Here is an 18,068-nt window from a genome sequence, read left to right on the forward strand (position 1 = left end):
TCATAACAAGCGAATTAGCAATATCCATCGGTATTACATTGCATACCTTCAAATGAATTTGTTTTATCCTTTTCAATTTCTTTATCAATGACCCTTTGTAGCGTTTCTTTACTAGCAAGCCCTTGAATGATTTCATCTCCAATCATGACAGTTGGAACAGCCATAATATTCGCTTCATCATATGCGTGCTGAATTGCTTCTTGATGCTTTTCCTTATATTTACGAGTTACTAAAGCATCTTTAAATTCCGCCTCAGGAAGTCCTACTTCTACTGCTAATTTTGTTAACACATCAATATCTTCAATGTTTTGCTCTTCTTGGAAAAATGCTGTGAATACGCGGTGATGATACTCATTACCTAGTCCACGTTCTTTCGCAAATTGACACCCTTCGAAAGCTAAATGTGTATATGGATGCGGAGAAACACGTGGCAAACGCATATCAATTCCTAACTTCTTCGCTGTCGGAAGAATGAAAGCATCCCATGAACCTAATTTTTCTGGCTCATTCCATGGATCTATTTTTGAATATGGACTTGGACGTAATTCAAATGGCATCCATTCAATTTCTACATCTTTCTCTTTCGCTACTTCATCTAATGGACCTTTTGCTAAAAAACAAAATGGACATATAAAATCTGAGTATACTTTCATTTTTACAGTCATAACTTTTACACCTTACCTTTATAGTTGTAACTATATAAGTTACATTAATATTAAAAAAATATAAATATGATTTAAGCATTCATTTTTTCTTGCAAAGTTTCAAACAGCTGCCCCATCGTAATATTTCTCAAAACTTCTTCCATTGCGGATTGTGCTTGAATTAAAATAATTTCTAACACCGCTTGAATATTCGCCCCAATTGGACAATCTGGATTCGGTTGCTCATGAATGTGAAATAATTTATCCTCTTCCACTACATTCACTGCATGATACACATCTAACAATGTGATTTCATGTAAATCCTTTAGTAAACCTGCGCCACCCGGTCCACGATTTACGTAAACAAAGCCAGCTTGTTTCAAGTACGACATCATTTTACGAATGACTACTGGATTTGTATTGACACTCTCAGCCATATAGTCTGAAGTACAAAGTGAAGATGGATTGTTTTTCAAAATAGATAAAATATGAACAGCTATGGAAAAGCGGCTACTAATTTTCATCGTAATCACCACCTCGATGTAATCATTATAGTTACAACTAAAAAATAAGTCAATCCTTTTCACATATTTTTTATAAGTAAATTAAAGAGTGTCCCATTATAATATACGAGACACCTCTTTTTATTCTGCAAATAGCGCCTGAAATTCTTCAATAAATAGCTGCACAGCGATTGAAGAATCCCTTAATAAAGGAACAGCTAAAGCAATTTCTCTCCATACTTGCGGTTCCAATTCTCTCGTTTGCACATTCTGTGGTAAATTCGTTAAAGATAATTCAGCTAATATTGCAATGCCTAATCCTTCTTGAATCATATTTAAAGCTGTCGTAACTGTCGAAATTACATACTCAGCCCGAAGTGGTACGTTTGCTTGTTTAAACATATCGATAATGGGTGGTTCGTATCCGCCCTTACATAATATGATCGGTTCATTCTCCAAATCACGAATTGTAATAGCATCCTTCTTGCAAAGAGGATGATCCTCTCTTAAAATAACAACCATTTTCCCCTTCGTTAATGGAACAATCTCCATCTCTTTATTAGGTAAAATAACAATCCCTATATCAACAACCCTCGATACTAACCAATCTTCAACTTCTTTAATCGTTCCTTCACAAAGAACGACTTTTAAGTTCGGATACTTCTCCTTAAAATGGTTTATCATTTTCGGTAAGAAATGTGCAGAAGCACTCGGAAAACTCCCAATTCGAATCGTCCCCACTTCGTGTCCTTTCTCCATCGCAACTTCTTGTTCAATCTTCTCTACACCGTTCAAAATCTCTCTAATATGTACAAGAATTCTGTTTCCTACATCCGTAACGAGTAATCCTTGTCGTTTATCACGTATAAGAATCGTAACTCCTAACTCTGACTCAATACTTGAAATCGCATGACTTACTGCTGGCTGCGTCATATTTAACACCCGAGCAGCCTTCGTAAAACTACCTAACTCAACAGTTTTTATTAATACTTGTAGTTGTGTAATGGTCATAACTAATCGCTTATACTCCTCATAAAAAAGATTCATTTTATTTATTACAGTCGATATCATATCATAGTGAAATGAATAACATCAAGGAGGTCTTACAGTGACACAGCTTTCTCGAACTAAGACGGCCATCATCCTTACCTTTCTCGTTTTCATGTGGGGAATCAATTGGCCTTTATCTAAGTTTGCCCTGCATTATACACCACCCGTTTTATTTGCAGGCGTTCGAACTTTAATTGGAGGATTCATTTTACTCCTGTTCGCATTACCGAAATACAAAGAGTTACACTTAAAAGAAACTTGGCATTTATACGTTATTTCTTCTTTACTTAATATCATTATATTTTACGGATTACAAACTGTCGGCCTTCAATATATGCCCGCTGGTCTATTTTCCGCCATCGTATTTCTACAACCCGTTTTACTTGGTATTTTCTCGTGGATATGGCTTGAAGAATCAATGTACGGTTTAAAAATTTTCGGGCTTATACTCGGATTTATTGGCGTAGGTTTTATTAGCTCAAGCAGTTTAACTGGACATATTTCTATTATCGGGATTCTTCTCGCGATAGGATGCGCTATTGGCTGGGCACTTGGAACCGTATTTATTAAGAAGACTGGGCACCGCGTTAATTCCATTTGGATGGTAACACTGCAACTTATTATTGGCGGACTTTGCTTAATTGGATGTGGATCAGAGTTTGAAAGTTGGTCTAGTATCGCTTGGAGTATGCCGTTTGTTAGTGTACTACTCTTTATTTCATTCTTTGTTATTGCAATGGGGTGGCTTGCATACTTCACACTCGTTGGAGCTGGTGAAGCAAGTAAAGTTGGGGCTTATACATTTCTCATTCCTCTAATCGCTATTATTGTAAGTTCAATTTTCTTACATGAGGCCATTACTATTAGCTTATTTATCGGACTATTATTTATTGTAGTGAGTATTTGTTTCGTAAATATAAAGCCGAAAACACTTGCTGTAGGGCAGCGGATTGAAGTGAAGTAAATTAACATAAGAAGGAGCCTACTGATTGTAGGCTCCTTCTTATCGTTATTACTTATTTTTTACGCCGTACCATAAAAACACACGTACCTACCGAAGATACAATCGCCAAAATAGATAAAACAATTGCTATCAATTGCATATTACTAGTACCTTCATTCTTTTCTACATTAGATACTTCACCATGTTCTCCTGTTAATGACGTACCTTTTGCAATTGTAGTAAGTGAATGCGGTTTTTCAGCTTTCTCATCGCCTGTCCATTCAACAATTTCTCCGTCTTTATATTGTTGATATGCATCCCAAGCTATTTTTTGTTCTTTATCCGGATTTTTAGCGACGAAAGTAAACCGCTGGAATTGGCCAGGTAAAATCCCTTCTCCTGTTGCTTCCCATACTACAGTTTTCACTTTTCCGGCACTATCTTTTTGCTCTTCCATTTTCCACCCTGGCACTGGTTCATACTGTTGGAATTCCACACCAGACGGTATTTTCAGTGTAACTTTTGTTGTTGCTACATTCTTTTCAACTGGTACTTTTATCGTGTAAGTCTCCCAAGAGCCGATGTCAGAAGTTGCTGGCTTCACAGTGACGTGCGCACTAACAGGTAACGAAAAAATTCCCATTGCAATTACTGTTGCGATCATTGTTGTTCCTAATTTTTTTATGCGTTTCATTTTCAATTAGCTCCTTTTTATCTATACCTACTCTTTATCCCGCTATTCGCCGGGCAGCCCAATTGATGAGGGCTGCTTAAAGTTTCACTTTATCTGCCACCTACAATAAATTTATAATCCGTATCGAAGCTATCAAGCGATTTCGTTAATCCATGTACTTGTATATTCCAGTTGCCTGTCATGTTAATATACATACCTTCTGCTTCATATTCTCCCGGTGAAACTGCCGAAACTTTAAATGATCCCTTTCCCATATTCATATCTAACGATTGAGTTGTTAATATGATTTGTTCCATATCAGTAACAGGTTGTCCGTTCTCATCCTTTAAAGTAATATGGAATATATTTTGTCCTACTCTATTAGGACTTACATTTAGCGTCATTTCATATCCATTATCCAATTGTTTACTCTCTGTAAAAGGTCCAGTAGGAGGCATCGGTGGTGTTTGTACGTTTGTCATAAAAGCTACGATTACGAAAATGATAATTCCAATGATAAACTCTACTTTCACCGTAGCACCTAATCCTTGCTCCGCTCTCATTTTCCCTTTCACATAATGAATAATTCCTAATATCCCCATGAAAATGAATAAAAGTATCTTTGCTAATAAAGTTAATCCATACTTCGTATCAAATAACGAGTGGATTGTTGGAATAAAAAATGTACTGTTAAAAAGACCTGTTATTAAAATCACAATGACAGCACATATTGCCCACGGTGAAAAACGCTTAATCATATCCCAATACATATTCCACTTGTTATCCTCATTACGTAACAGAAGAATAATGGACGATAAACCACCAATCCATAATGAAGCTGCGAATAAATGTAAAAAATCCATAACAACAGCAATTTCTTTAAACTTTAAACCATATGCGTGACTATTACATGCTTTCATAACAAGTATCCCGATAAACAATATTATTGGAATACTCCACACTTTAAACGACGAAAGCTTCTCACGCTTCATCGCAAAATACGTAACGATTATAAGCGAACTAATTAGAGCCATTTGAGTAATCCATACATAACTAAAAACAGAAAGCTGTAACGTTTCTTTTAATAGTAAAGGATTGAATGCTTCTAGCCATGAAACATCCGCATTTATTTTCGCTTGCAATGGTAGATTAAATAACAAGCTAATAAATATCCCTAATAAAGAAATCCATATTATGTTCTTACTCCTTGATCGAACCGAGGTTGCATTCCCTTTATACATAATAAGATTAAAGAATAGCACTCCTATAAATAGTGAGAAACTTGTATATAAAATTCCACGTTCCATGATCATATCAATTTGTGGAACATATCCCACCTCTTCTACTTGTATATCATCTGCTCCAGCTTCCGCTAATCCAATACGGAATGGAATAACTCCTTGAATTGGATGTCCATCAGCTGAAATTACTTTCCACTGAATAGAATAGAGACCGTTTTTGAGATTCTCTTTTAATCCGGCTTCTAATAGCTTTTTATTATTTTTATCAATATGAGCATCTTTTAAATCGACCCTTTTACCTGATGTATCTCTCACGTACAATGTATTAAAACTTGAAACTTGTATGTCCTCATCGAACTCGATTTTCACAACAGACGGTGCTTTCTTCAATGTTTCATTTTCAGTAGGGTTTGATTTCACAACGTATGCATGAGCAGATGCACTTTTCGGTATCAATACGATAAGCACACATACAATAAATAACAATGTCCCTAACCTTTTCATTACTTTCACACTCATTTCACTTCTTTCTTCCTCATCGCTATATTTTCATTATTTTTACTTCCCGAGTTGGATTCTTGGACGAAATATTAACCTGATTAAATATAATCTTCTATACAGTATAACTATTTATTTCTCTCTCACCTCTAAACTTCCAATACAATAGTAACTACCTTGATAGATACAACTTACATTTTTAAAGTCGATTGTTATTATATCATAAAATATATTTATGTAAGTTCTTGAAGAGGAAAAGTTATCGTGAATCATTTGTGAAGAAAGTGTGAAATGCATAAATAAAAAGGTATTACGTTATTACGTAATACCTTCTTAAAAATATCTTTCTTCTACTTCTCTTCCGGATAATCACAATACTCTATAATTGTTCCCTCTGTATCCGCTGGGTTAAGATAGATTAATCTTCTGCCATGTTTATTCATTCGAAGTGTATGCTCTAAAGTTCGAATTCCTTGTTCTTTCAATTCCTCTAAAGCTACATCTAAATCATCTACTCGATATGCAACATGATGTACACCTTTACCTTTTTGTTTAATGAATCTGGCAATTGGTGACGTCGTATTATTCGTCGGTGCAAGTAATTCAATTCTATCTCCATCCACTTCAAGAATGGCTACTTCGCTTTCAACACCAGGCGCTTCACTTACGTAACGATCTATTAAAGTTCCTGACAACACTTTTTCATAAAAACGTATCGTACTATCTATATCGCGCACTGCGATGCCGATATGATCAATTGTTTTTTTCATTTTATTTCCCCTACTACTTTATTTTCTTTCATTATTAATAGTAACAAAAAAAGCTATAGAAACAAGTTCTATAACTTTTTTATTTAACCTATTTTCTTATCCACACTAGCTGCTGGTTGAACTTGATTTTTTGCTTTCACAATGCTAATGACATACCCGATCAATCCGCCAATAAGTGCTGGTAAAATCCACCCTAACCCAACTTCATGCATTGGAAGTATTTTAGTAAGAAAATCATTTACTACTGCTAACTTCATACCAGCTGCATTCAATCCATCGAACACACTTACAATAAATGTAATTAATAAGCTACCTTGATACACCTCTGCTCGTCCTTTAAACAATGGATGAAGGAGCGTTAGGAAAATTAAGACGATTGCTAATGGATAAATCGCGATTAATACAGGAACAGAAATTGCAATTAATTGCGTTAAACCTACGTTCGCAACAACTGCACTGAACACTGATAAGATGATTGCTATCTTTTTATACGAAACATTCGGGAATAGTTTATGGAAGAATGAAGAACACGCTGAAACAAGTCCTACACTAGTCGTTAAACATGCTGCTGTAACCATAATCCCTAATATAATTCCGCCGTATGACCCAAAATAATAGTTTGAAACTTTTGCTAATACTGCACCACCATTATCTAAATGACCAAGTTTTGCAACACTTGAAGCTCCCATAAATGAAAGTGCTGAATAGATCATTGCTAAAATAGATGCAGCAATCAATGTTGCTTTTGCACAAACAATCATAATGTCTTTTTTTGTTTTTGCGCCCTTTTCTTTAATCGCATTGATGATGATAATACCGAATACGAATGATGCCAACGTATCCATTGTTAAGTAACCTTCTTGGAATCCTTTAAAGAACGCATGTGATGTATATGCCTCTGCAGGTGCTTGCATTTCTCCCATTGGATGAATAAAAGCAAATACTACTAAAATCCCAATAAACGTTAATTTAATTGGCGTTAAGATTTTTCCTACAATATCGACAATTTTCGCGGGATTTAGCGAAAAAAAACAAGTAATGCTAAAGAATATAATTGTAAAAAGAATGAGTGCTGAAGAACCCATAGCTTCTGGTACAAAAGGCTTCATACCAATTTCATAAGAAACGCTGCCTGTTCTCGGAATAGCGAATAGTGGACCAATCGCTAAATATAAAACTGTCGTAAATACAATGCCGAACACTGGATGTACACGACTTGCTAACGATTGTAAATCTTCTTTACCTGAAATTCCAAATGCTAATACCCCTAGCAACGGTAAACCTACACCTGTTACTAAAAATCCTGCATTAGCAATCCAAACATTCTCTCCTGCCGATTGACCAAGCATTGCTGGGAATATTAAATTTCCTGCCCCGAAAAATAGTGCAAATAACATTAAACCAATAACAACTATGAACGAAAACGGTACTTTATTCGTCATAATATAACCTCCATTCAATATAACCTATGTCATTTCCATTTTTAACTAATTGAATTTTCTGAATATTTAACTTAAGTATCAACTATTCTTGAACTCATTATAGTTTGATATATAATATTTTGCAATACTATTTTCAAACTTTTCATTCATTTTATAAATATACATTTTTTAACATAGAAATAGACTAAAAAACCAACATGGTCATCCATGTTGGTTTTTCCATTTTTACTATCAATTAATTAAAATTTCGCCGCTACTTTCTTAACGTTCTCTAAACCTTCTTCAACAATTTGTTGTGAGCGATCTGGATATTGATTGTGTCCTTCAATTACAACAGTTTCTGGATTTGTAATTCCCCAGAACCCAAGTACAGTTGTTACGTAATTAACTGCCATTTCCATAGGAGCCATTTGTTCTGAAGAGTAATCTGAACCACGAGCACCTAACACAACTACTTTTTTACCACCAGCTAAGCCTTCTGGACCATTAGCTGTATATTTAAACGTTTTTCCAGCTTGAGATAAATATGAAATATATGTGATTAATGGTGCTGGTACAGTAAAGTTCCATAATGGGAATGCAAATACAACTTTATCAGCTTCTAAAAACTGATTTAAATATTGATCTACTGTAGCAACTGCCTTCTCTTCTTCTGCTGTTAATTCCATACCTTGACTACGTTTGTATCCACCTGAAATAGCAATATTTCCGTAATAAGGAAGATCTAATGCAAATAAATCTAACTCTGTAATTTCTGTATTCGGATTTGCTTCTTTATAAGTACTTACAAATGTTTCATACATTTTTGAACTAACTGCTTGCTCCGCTGGGCGATCGTTTGCTTTTACAAATAATACTTTTGACATTGTTTTATTCTCCTCTACTTTTTGATTTTCTTCTTTTTTACCAAATAACGAGCTAAATAATCCCATTTTCTTCACCTAAACTTTCTTATCATATTCATTATTCATCATCACAAAAATTCTTATTCTAATAAAAAGTTCCAATTGATACCTTAAGGAAAGTTAATTAAAACTTTTTGTTATTTAATTACCTTATGTAAGTGATTGTAATATAGTCACTTACTTTAGTCAAGTAACTTTTAATAAAAAAATAAATCTCAAATTAAAAACATTTACTAAAATACAATTGAACACCAAATTACAGCCTTATTACTTGTATAATAAAATTAGAGAGGAAAATTCATATTTAGAAAGGATTCATTCATGAGCACGATAGAAAAGATTCAAACTTTTATTATTCTTTTTGCTGTTACATGCGGCATCATACTCGGGCAATTTAATTTCATACATATGTATTCAGAGCGATTTATTGTCCCCTTCTTATTTTTCATGCTATATGGATTATTCCTCAGCATCCCATTAAAAGAAATAAAAAATGGATTTCGCAATTTAAAATTTGCTGGAACAAGTCTTACTATTAACTTCTTATGGACACCTTTACTCGCTTGGGGATTAGGAGCACTATTTCTTTCAGATCACCCTGCGCTTTGGGTTGGATTTATTATGCTAATGGTTACTCCGTGTACAGATTGGTACTTAATCTTTACTGAAATAGCAAAAGGTAATGTAGCACTTTCTACAGCGATTTTACCAGTAAATTTAATTTTGCAAGTACTACTACTTCCCATTTATTTATTTTTATTCGCTGGTGTTATGAAGACTGTTGCGGTTTCTGTTTTAGTAGAAAGTATTGTTATCGTAATCGTCTTACCATTTTTACTTGCACACGCTACAAAATTCATTATGAATAAACTGAAAAAATCTGAAACGCTCGAGAATAAACTCATTCCGTTTTTCAGCTCTGCCCAAATTGTATTTTTAAGTTTAGCAATCGTAGCGATGTTTGCATCACAAGGTAAATATTTACTACAAAATATGAATGTCGTTTTATTATTACTCATTCCTGTTCTATTGTTCTTCATCATTAATTTTGTACTAGGACAATTTATCGGGCACGTTATGCGTTTATCTTATAAAGATACAGTAAGTCTAAACTTAACAACGTTAGCAAGAAACTCACCTGTTGCTCTTGCTATTGCTGTGACTGCTTTCCCTGACGAGCCTCTTATTGCACTTGCACTCGTTATTGGACCGTTAATTGAACTGCCAGTACTTGCTTGTGTTTCACAAGTGTTGTTACTTATTAAGAAAAGACGGCAATATATATAATAAAAAACGTCCTACTTTAGGACGTTTTTTTATTGTCGAGAAATTATAGAAGTAACGATAATTATCGACTCTAAGGATTTTATACGTTTTAGACACGCTATATTAACAAATCCATTCTAATTAAACATTAAAGGAAAAGTAAATATAACGAAAGCTGCCCAAAGTCCATAAATTGGTAAATACTTCGTAACGGCATCTTGGATAGCTGTCGGTCCTGATTTGCTTTGCAAGAACCGCATATAGGAAAACATAATCCAAATTAAATTTGCCCAAATCAGTATGTTTACCCCTAAAACAGCAAGTCTATTAGGTGTAATCCCGTAAGAAGAAAGTCTGAATACAATGGCTGATAAAGCGACAGTGTCAATAATAAGCGCCAGAACAATTAAGGCAAAATTTATATAATCTGAAATGTTCTTTTTCTCATCCGAATCACTCTCAACGATAGAAAATATGGTAACGGCCAACACGCCAAGGAGTATTCCGTTGAAGGCCATTAAGAAATTGCGGTCCAAGAAAGGATTTTTCCCGACCCATATAACCGTTATAAGATAGATTAGCAACGTAATCAAGACAAGTGGACTAAAAATTTTAGATATGTATGGTGTAATATTTTTAGCAAGTTTAAGATTCAATGATACTAAGTATGCAGCCACTACAGCGAGAGCGGCAGCTCCAAATAAAACAACATTACTAAAATAGAACTCTCCTATATCCAAGTCAACAAAACTAAATAATCGCATGGTGAATACTGCTAGTATCATTCCACTCACTGCCATGCTCGCGTAGAGAAGACCATATTCTAAATTAAATTTAATATAAGCTAATCTTGTATTACCTTTTGAATATTCATTTCCTGTAAATGCAAGTCCCAATAAGACCCATAACAATATAGGAAGATGTAAATAAGCAAGGATAATACTGTCTTTATAATTTAATGGCAACATATTAAGATACAACCCAGCAATTAGGAACAACGCTGCAAGGAAATAAATAATACTTTTTTTCGGGGTATTATTGTAAACAAAATAAGCAGCGATAAAGGGAATTACACCAAAAGCTAGGTTAATTGGAGCAATTGCTTCCTGCTCTACAAAGTGGAAAATGATTCTAGTGCTTAGCCCAGCTAGAATAGCTAACATGCCCATAAATAAGAAACCTTTTTGAAACAGTGATATTTTTTCTGCATTTGTCTTTCCCTTGAAATGCAATCTTTCATACCAGGCAGCTAGCACCTGAGAATCAGAGTTTTCATCCCATGCTTGTGAGAATGACTTTTTAAAAGCTTTCGGGTCTTTTCTATACATTCTCTCCAACTCATGAGGGTTATCCATATTTTCGATAATCAAATTTTGATCGTTCATAGCTTTACCTCCTCTAATAAAAAACAGCTTTGTTCCCTTTCTATAAAAAGCATCTCACCGATTTATTATGATAATGATTTTAATACATTATTTATTGTTTTACAATAAATAATTATCAATTATAAAGATTTTTTTATTGTATATTTTATTTCAAACAAAAATATATAGTACTACTTATTCAAAAAAATATCCTATAGAATAGACTTTTTTAAGCGTCTATTCTATAGGATATAATTTAATTATCATATTTTTATTTGTTAAAACAACTTAATTCTCAAACACAAAATTAATCTTATTATCTTTCCACTCTAATTTCGCATCAAATGTTTTCTCGCCCTTTTTAAAGCCTTTAATTAAATCGGTTTTCTCACCTTTTAAGAGCTTTGTCATATTCTTTTGCGAAATTGTTTTACTTAATATCTTCTTCGAGATGGTAAAGTCACATTGTGTCGTGTTGTAATTAGAACAGCCGTAAAACGTTGACTTATCAATCACATCGCCATCACATTTTTTACAGCTACCAACCTTTTTACCCGTTGTAAATTTCGATCCTTTTCGCTCAATCGATTCAACATGTAATCCGGTGAAATCCCACTTCTCAGACATTTCAACCGCATCTTCAATAATTTTAGCTGATAATTTTTTCGTTTGTTCCATAAAAGTTGCTGGTGATGCTGTACCTTCCCCAATTTCCGCAAGACGTTGCTCCCATTTTGCGGTCATTTCTGGTGAAGCTAGTATTTTGTCACCGATTGCGGTAATTAATACTTTCCCTTTATCGGTCGCATACACTTGGTTCTTCTTCACATCTATATATTTACGGTCTTTTAGCATCGTAATAATACCTGCACGGGTCGCTTCTGTACCTAAACCTTCTGTTTTCTTTAATACTTTCTCAAGCTCTTCATTCTCTAAATACTTACCAGCTGTTTTCATTAACGTAATAAGTTGTCCTTCTGTATAACGCTTCGGTGGTTGTGTTTTTCCCTCTTTCACTTTCACCTTTACAACTTTTCCTTCTTCACCTTCAGCTACAATTGGAAGAATGGTTTCGTCATCTTTATCGTCTTGGAAAATAACTTTACGCCAGCCTTCTTGAATTTGCTGTTTTCCTTTTGAAATGAATTCAGCACGTTCATCTACAAGCGTTACAATTGTTGTATAGTCAAAGATTGCAACTTCATAATGAGCTGCAATAAGCCTTCTTACGATCATATCGTAAATTTTCTTTTCATCACCTGATAATCTGCTTGGGTTTGTAACTTGCTCTGTCGGAATAATGGCGTAGTGATCTGTTACTTTCTTTTCATTCACATAACGCTTATTATTCATAATCGATTCAACCGGAGCTGGTAATAAACCTTTATATTCATCAAACTGACTTAACTTCTGTAAAATATCAGGGAATGTTGCCGCTTCACCTTGTGTAACATAGTTGGAATCCGAACGAGGATAAGAAACAATCCCTTTTTGATATAGTGCTTGCGTTATATCAAGCGTCTTTTTCGGTGAAAACTTAAAGGCTTTATTTGCCGTTGCTTGCAGTGATGATAAGTTAAATAAAAGCGGCGGCTGAAATTCTTTACGCTCCGTTTTCATTTCCTTCACTACTGCCGTTTTACCTTGGCAAAATGCCGCAATTTTATTCGCCATATCAGGGTCTTTTAAGCGGGATTCACTATCCTTCTCCCATTTCCCCTCATACTTCTTTCCTTCTATATTAAAGGTTGCGAACACTTCCCAGAACGGCTCTGACTTAAAGTTTTCTATTTCCTTTTCACGCTTTACGATTAACGCGAGTGTCGGTGTTTGTACACGACCAGCTGAAAATACATCATTCATTCCTTTTTTCTTTAACAAAATACTAAACACACGCGATGCATTCATACCAACAACCCAATCCGCACATGACCTTGTATACGCCTCATAGTACGTATTGATTGTATCTGATTCGTCAAGCAAATTTTTAAATCCTTGGTAAATAGCTTGCTTCGTTAAAGAGGAAATCCAAAGACGCTTCATCGGCTTTTGTACGTTACAAAGATTAATAATGTTTCGTACAATTAATTCCCCTTCACGCCCAGCATCGCCCGCGTGAATAATTTCTGTTACCTGAGGATTATGTAACAGCTGTTTCACAACGTTAAATTGTTTATACTTTGATTTTGTTACTTCAAATTGAAAACGCTCTGGAATCATCGGTAACGTATTAAGTGACCATTTTTTCCACTCTGCGTGATAATGTTCTGGATTACATAACTGCGTCAAATGACCAATTGCCCATGTACAGTACGCTCCATTTGGAAATAACTCATTTGCTTCTACTTCTAAATAACCATCTTTCCGGCGATATTTAAATTGTGAAACAAGAGCCAAACCTTGATCTGGTTTCTCGGCAATAATTAATTTCATTTTATAACTCCCTATCTGTATTCCAGTGTTACTTTCATTGTCTATCTGTTTAGAAGCGATGATAAAACAACAATCTTATTTATCATTCGCGGGTTATCCCGAGTAATGGGATAACTATAATATTATACGCTTATTCTTTATTGCTTCACAATAGAAACTCATTATATAACACTTTCTTTCACATGTTCACACGTAAAAAAATCAAACGCCACCTTGCTTTCATTTATGAAATTGTGCAGATAATATGCAGATATAAATAAGCATAAGTACTCTCTATATGAACATATGATGAAGTGAATGATAGGACAGGGAGGTATCATGATGTTTGCTTATACATTAACTGCCTTAATGCTTTGCTGTATCTCAATTATTATTACATCATATATTTCGAAACGTAGTGGTACCCTAATGGAGTATATGGTATTTATTATGTCTTTTAGTATGAGTATCGGTTTAAGTATAGGTTTTTATTTAGGTATTCTATTTAAAGGAGAATTGCTATATTCTACTTTGCTTGCGATTTTAATTAGTGGTTGTATCGGCTTTTTAGTTGGTCTACGTTTTCATCTATATACTGCTTTAGAAGGAATGTTCTCTGGGGTAATGGCAAGTATGATGGGAGCAATGATTACAGAAATGCTAAATGCGCAACAAGCTCATAGTATACTGTTTATCAGCCTTTTATTTACTATAACGATTACTATGTCATTTATAATTCAAATTTTATCAGAAAGGTTTTCTACTGTGATCCACCGATGCTTTTTGTTATTGCTTTCAATTAGTGTTGTAATTATTGTTTCGGTATTCATAACATTCCCCGATTTTACTCCTTCAACTTCACACGAGTATAAACAACATATGCACTAACACTTAAAACAAAATTATTAAATCAGAAACCTTAGAAGAAGCGATACTTTTAGGTATGCAAGAGGATTTCTCTGTAACGAATGTATTAGCAGTTCTCCTATTTATTAGGGCTTTATTTCTTAAGAAACAATAACACTGTGATTATTAAATTAGAAAAAGGTAGCCAAAATCCTCTTCACAAAAAAACGTATGATTGTGTATAATAAGAACTAATGTTCCTTTCGGGGATTCACTAAACCTAAATTACACTTATATATCAAATAGAAGAGGATTGATATACCATGAAAATTGATAGACCAAAAATTTCACCAGAGTTATCTTCAAAAAATTTTCAAGATATTTTTTATGAAGAAGATCCTACACTAGAAATGTGTGAAATTATCGATTCCACTTTCGAAAATGAATCTGTGGATAGAGTACGATTATATGATGCCGTGATAAAGAATTGTAAGTTCACGAATACAGACTTTAGCAATATTGATATTACAGATGTTTGTTTTGAAAACTGTGATTTATCAAATGTTAATTTAAGCAATTCTTCTGTTCACAGAGTTGAATTTAAAAACAGTAAATTAATCGGGGTTAATTTTACAGAATCTAGCTTAGGAAATGTTAAATTTGAGAATTCTATTTTGAACTTAGCTGCATTTGGAAATTCTAAACTAGAAAAGATTGTATTTAATGAAACTTCATTAAATAGTGCAGATTTTTTTGACTGTAAACTAAAAAAAGTTGAATTCCAATTATGTAGCCTTGACGAAGCTAATTTTGACCAGACATCACTGAAGGGGATCGATATTAGCTCTTCTAATTTTAATACTCTGACAGTTTCAGTGAGCGATTTAAGGGGATGTAAAGTATCTACATACCAAGCTGTTCAGTTTGCGACTTTATTAGGATTAATAATTAAAGATTAGTATTTCGAAGATAAAAAGAACCCTATCCCGAATCATGGATTTTTTAATTGTCCACGATTCGAGATAAAGTTCAAATAAATTAGCGATGACTTTCTTATTATTTAACTACAGCTTGTTTTCCTTTGACATGTTCATTATTTACACTCATAAACGCTTCAATCTCTTCAACTTCTCTAATGATATCTTTTGACAAGTTTTCATGTCCGTCTTTCGTTACAAGAATATCATCTTCAATACGAATGCCAATTGATTCTTCTTCAATATAAAGACCAGGTTCAATTGTAATAACCATACCTTCTTCTAATACTCTATCTTTGTATGTCCCTACATCATGCGTATCTAAACCAAGGAAATGGCTGACACCATGATAATAATATTTTGATAACTCTTCATCTTCTTGAATTAAACCAACCGCTTTACACCCTTCTGCAAGTACTTTTTTAGCATGCTCATTTAATGCAGCGAACTTTAAGCCTGGCTTAATAATCTCTGTTGTTTCTTTTAATGCTTTTAATACAATATTATAAATTTGTTTTTGGCGACTAGAGAATGTTCCATTTGCCGGGAATGTATAACTAATATCAGCGTTATAGTAGTCTTTTTGAGCGCCTAAATCTAGTAATACTAAATCACCATTTTGAATTTGCGCATCATTATCTTCATAATGAAGAACTGTAGCATTTTTCCCACTTGCCAAAATTGTATTGAACGCATGATGCTTAATGCCAGATGACTTCAGTGTGAAATCAAACTGAGCTTCTAATTCATATTCCATTATGTCTGCTTTTGCATGCTTAAGTACATTGTAAATACCGTCTTTCGTTACAGCAATCGCTTCTTTCATAATTTCAATTTCTTCTTCTGTTTTAAACACTCGCAATTCACAAATATTCGGATATACATTACCAATTGTTACGTGTGGATATTGTTCTCTTACATGTTTAGCAAATGCTAGCGTTTTTGTCTCTGTACCATTCCACTCACGACGCTCTAAATCTAAATATAGATGCTTCACATTTTCTGTGAAGAGTATATTTGACATTGTCTTCTCAAAACTATCTAAATATACAACTTTCTTTATACCAGAAATTTTCTCTGCTTCTTCTTTAGAAACTGTTTTACCGACCCATTTTTCCATTACTGGATCTGATTTTTCAATGAAAAGTGTCTCTTCTACACAATTCCCAAACTTTTTCAGCATAAAAATAACATTTGGTTCATCGATTCCTGTTACATAATAAAAATTCCGATTCGGCACAAACTTATAATGTGCATCCGCTGACATATGAGGTGCTTGACCAGCAAATAAAATTGTAATCGATTCATCTGGTAATGTGTTTACTAATCGTTCTCTATTTTGAGCAAAAAATGTTGATTTCATAATAATCCCCCTAGCGTTCTATGTATGATTAAAAAATAATTATCTAATCAATTCATTTTATTATTGTTACAATTTTTCGTCAATTTTTAACCTTTTTTGATGGTGTTGACATAATTAAAATTACACGTTACAATAACTATACATTAGTAAGTAACTAATGTATTTAAATCAAACTAGAGGTGAAACAAATGAAAAACATTTTATTCCGTATTAACGAATTATCAAAAAAAGAAAAAGCAACTGGATTAACAGTTGATGAAAAACAAGAACAACAAATGCTACGTCAAAACTATACACAAACATTTCGTGGAAGCTTAGATTCCATTTTATTAAACACAAAAATTGTTGATCAAAATGGTCTTAACGTGACACCAGCCGCATTACAAGATGCTCAAATACGTTTAAAATTAAGCAAATGAGTTCCGCGCAAAAGAATTTCAATAAAACATAAAAAGAGCTGGATTTCCTATTTAGAAATTCCAGCTCTTTTTATTGTTTTTTCTAATTTAGCATACGAGCGATACATAGCAATTCTCCACGATACAATCATTGCAAAAGCGAGTAAAAAAAACATTCCACTTAACTCTGCTAAGTCAATCGATTGACTTAAATACGATTTCATTACTACTCGCACTGCTAATAATCCAACTAAAATAAATATAAATGCTTTTGACGGTTTCATATATATTTGTTCATTTCTTATTTCAAACTTCGTTGTTTTAATAAGGAATATAGAGAAAATAAGTCCTACAGTAATTGCTTCTACTATTTCTAATGACGTTAACCGAAACGCTGGTAAGAAGTACATCATAGCACCAGTACTCATAAAAAATGGGGGCAATATAATTTTCTTTTTCGTTACCGGTTTTTTCGCTGCTTTAAAGCGAAGAAACATGACACCAACAGCCATACAGACTGCTACAATACTTGATAAAAGTGCTATCATACTTTCCACTCCTATCTATTTAAATGACTTTTTGAGCAAAATCATAAATTAATAAGTAACTACAAGCACCATTATAGAATTTCTTCATTATATCCCTCCTGCTGTAAACTTTCCATATTCGCTGCAATCATTTTACACAAAGTTTATGAATGGAATATGAACAAAATATTACATTCAATTTTCAAACAAAAAAGCCATTTTGCAATTAATATTGCAAAATGGCTT

17 protein-coding genes are annotated in these 18,068 nt (G+C 33.7%); 5 read left to right on the plus strand and 12 right to left on the minus strand.

What is annotated here, in order from left to right; genetic code table 11:
- Positions 1 to 14: 14 nt before the first annotated feature.
- The 3 genes from QCI47_RS18535 to QCI47_RS18545 form a co-directional block, all read right to left on the minus strand.
- The gene (locus QCI47_RS18535; protein WP_000216672.1) at positions 15 to 665 is read right to left on the minus strand and encodes a DsbA family oxidoreductase; all 651 of its coding nucleotides are present in this window, start codon (positions 663 to 665) and stop codon (positions 15 to 17) included.
- Positions 666 to 736: 71 nt separating this feature from the next.
- On the minus strand, positions 737 to 1,168 hold the full coding sequence (locus QCI47_RS18540; protein WP_000704088.1) for an Rrf2 family transcriptional regulator: 432 nt from the start codon (positions 1,166 to 1,168) through the stop codon (positions 737 to 739).
- Between the two features lie 120 nt (positions 1,169 to 1,288).
- Positions 1,289 to 2,158 carry a LysR family transcriptional regulator gene (locus QCI47_RS18545; RefSeq protein WP_353812013.1) on the minus strand — a complete coding sequence of 290 codons (870 nt, stop codon included), beginning with the start codon at positions 2,156 to 2,158 and terminating at the stop codon, positions 1,289 to 1,291.
- A 97-nt stretch (positions 2,159 to 2,255) separates the two neighbouring features.
- Here QCI47_RS18545 and QCI47_RS18550 point away from each other — a divergent pair, with 97 nt between their 5' ends.
- Positions 2,256 to 3,161: a DMT family transporter gene (locus QCI47_RS18550; RefSeq protein ID WP_242230365.1), complete on the plus strand. Its 906-nt coding sequence runs from the start codon at positions 2,256 to 2,258 to the stop codon at positions 3,159 to 3,161.
- A 52-nt stretch (positions 3,162 to 3,213) separates the two neighbouring features.
- Here the strand turns inward: QCI47_RS18550 and QCI47_RS18555 are convergent, their stop codons facing one another.
- From QCI47_RS18555 to QCI47_RS18575, 5 genes are all read right to left on the minus strand, one after another.
- Positions 3,214 to 3,834, minus strand: a complete 621-nt coding sequence (locus tag QCI47_RS18555; protein ID WP_000821410.1) for a YcnI family copper-binding membrane protein — start codon at positions 3,832 to 3,834, stop codon at positions 3,214 to 3,216.
- Positions 3,835 to 3,923: 89 nt separating this feature from the next.
- Positions 3,924 to 5,573, minus strand: a complete 1,650-nt coding sequence (locus QCI47_RS18560; protein ID WP_309422679.1) for a copper resistance CopC/CopD family protein — start codon at positions 5,571 to 5,573, stop codon at positions 3,924 to 3,926.
- A 329-nt stretch (positions 5,574 to 5,902) separates the two neighbouring features.
- Positions 5,903 to 6,322, minus strand: coding sequence for a VOC family protein (locus tag QCI47_RS18565; RefSeq protein ID WP_000750839.1), 420 nt, complete (start codon positions 6,320 to 6,322; stop codon positions 5,903 to 5,905).
- Between the two features lie 83 nt (positions 6,323 to 6,405).
- Positions 6,406 to 7,764 (minus strand): branched-chain amino acid transport system II carrier protein, encoded by a 1,359-nt coding sequence (brnQ, locus tag QCI47_RS18570; protein WP_000182722.1) that lies wholly within the window; start codon positions 7,762 to 7,764, stop codon positions 6,406 to 6,408.
- Positions 7,765 to 8,003: 239 nt separating this feature from the next.
- Positions 8,004 to 8,696 carry an FMN-dependent NADH-azoreductase gene (locus QCI47_RS18575; RefSeq protein ID WP_000522508.1) on the minus strand — a complete coding sequence of 231 codons (693 nt, stop codon included), beginning with the start codon at positions 8,694 to 8,696 and terminating at the stop codon, positions 8,004 to 8,006.
- Positions 8,697 to 8,990: 294 nt separating this feature from the next.
- Between QCI47_RS18575 and QCI47_RS18580 the strand changes: the two genes are divergently transcribed.
- Positions 8,991 to 9,956: an arsenic resistance protein gene (locus tag QCI47_RS18580; RefSeq protein ID WP_309422677.1), complete on the plus strand. Its 966-nt coding sequence runs from the start codon at positions 8,991 to 8,993 to the stop codon at positions 9,954 to 9,956.
- A 116-nt stretch (positions 9,957 to 10,072) separates the two neighbouring features.
- Here the strand turns inward: QCI47_RS18580 and QCI47_RS18585 are convergent, their stop codons facing one another.
- Positions 10,073 to 11,320, minus strand: a complete 1,248-nt coding sequence (locus tag QCI47_RS18585; RefSeq protein WP_076875019.1) for a DUF4153 domain-containing protein — start codon at positions 11,318 to 11,320, stop codon at positions 10,073 to 10,075.
- Between the two features lie 267 nt (positions 11,321 to 11,587).
- Positions 11,588 to 13,732, minus strand: coding sequence for a DNA topoisomerase III (gene topB, locus QCI47_RS18590; protein WP_076874223.1), 2,145 nt, complete (start codon positions 13,730 to 13,732; stop codon positions 11,588 to 11,590).
- 321 nt (positions 13,733 to 14,053) lie between these two features.
- Between topB and QCI47_RS18595 the strand changes: the two genes are divergently transcribed.
- Both QCI47_RS18595 and QCI47_RS18600 read left to right on the plus strand, forming a co-directional pair.
- Positions 14,054 to 14,599 (plus strand): hypothetical protein, encoded by a 546-nt coding sequence (locus QCI47_RS18595; RefSeq protein ID WP_000458505.1) that lies wholly within the window; start codon positions 14,054 to 14,056, stop codon positions 14,597 to 14,599.
- Positions 14,600 to 14,880: 281 nt separating this feature from the next.
- Entirely contained in the window at positions 14,881 to 15,516 is a 636-nt protein-coding gene (locus tag QCI47_RS18600; protein ID WP_000687264.1) for a pentapeptide repeat-containing protein, read from the plus strand.
- Positions 15,517 to 15,613: 97 nt separating this feature from the next.
- Here QCI47_RS18600 and QCI47_RS18605 read toward each other — a convergent pair whose 3' ends face one another.
- The gene (locus tag QCI47_RS18605) at positions 15,614 to 16,897 is read right to left on the minus strand and encodes an aminopeptidase P family protein (protein ID WP_061131157.1); all 1,284 of its coding nucleotides are present in this window, start codon (positions 16,895 to 16,897) and stop codon (positions 15,614 to 15,616) included.
- 188 nt (positions 16,898 to 17,085) lie between these two features.
- On the opposite strand from QCI47_RS18605, the gene QCI47_RS18610 reads away from it, so the two are divergent.
- Positions 17,086 to 17,316: a DUF896 domain-containing protein gene (locus QCI47_RS18610; RefSeq protein ID WP_000789783.1), complete on the plus strand. Its 231-nt coding sequence runs from the start codon at positions 17,086 to 17,088 to the stop codon at positions 17,314 to 17,316.
- A gap of 47 nt (positions 17,317 to 17,363) precedes the next feature.
- Here the strand turns inward: QCI47_RS18610 and QCI47_RS18615 are convergent, their stop codons facing one another.
- Positions 17,364 to 17,843: a CcdC family protein gene (locus QCI47_RS18615; RefSeq protein ID WP_000561052.1), complete on the minus strand. Its 480-nt coding sequence runs from the start codon at positions 17,841 to 17,843 to the stop codon at positions 17,364 to 17,366.
- Between the last annotated feature and the right edge of the window lie 225 nt (positions 17,844 to 18,068).

The organism is Bacillus cereus group sp. RP29, assembly GCF_040459765.1.
In the GTDB taxonomy this organism is placed as follows: Bacteria; Bacillota; Bacilli; order Bacillales; family Bacillaceae_G; genus Bacillus_A; species Bacillus_A paranthracis.